We start from the raw sequence: 620 nt of genomic DNA on the forward strand, positions 1-620 counted from the left end.
GTCGGTCTTTCAGTGATTTGTATGTAACTTGATACGTAACAATTAGTTCAAAGGTACGACCACTCCATATAGCTAATGTGCTTTGAGAAAGCTTGATTTAATCCACGGTTCTCATTGTTTCACCATGACGCAATGCATGAAGGTTTGATACTGTGATTACCACTTAGTTGATTAACCAACTAAGTGCACATCTACCTCATATACACTAAGGCGACCATGATTAATCAGATCATTAATATTCTTTTTCCTGTGTTCGCTCTTGTCGGTGTGGGCTATCTTGTTGGGCGCTATATCAAACCTGATTTTCGCCCTATAAATCGAATTAATATCGATGTATTCACGCCAGCTCTGGTGTTTTCCTCATTAGTGAGCATGCCGCTCGACTCTGAACAAGGCCCCCTACTCTTAGCCGCCATCATTGCGGTTTTAATTCCGGGGTTACTCATGATTCCGATTTGTAAAATCACTGGGCTAACATTTAAAGCTTGGGCTCCACCTCATATGTTTCGAAATAGCGGGAACCTTGCGATACCGTTGTTCACTTATACATTTGGCGAAGTTGCCCTTTCTTCTGCTGTACTGCTGTTTGTAGTATCAGCTTGCTTACATATCAGCGTAGG

At 41.9% G+C, this 620-nt stretch carries 1 protein-coding gene; it reads left to right on the top strand.

Annotated elements, in window-relative coordinates; translation table 11 throughout:
• Positions 1 to 216: 216 nt before the first annotated feature.
• On the top strand, positions 217 to 620 hold a 404-nt coding region (locus R8O11_RS29025), incomplete at its 3' end, for an AEC family transporter (RefSeq protein WP_412035091.1).

It is taken from the genome of Vibrio sp. 1288, assembly GCF_033344475.1.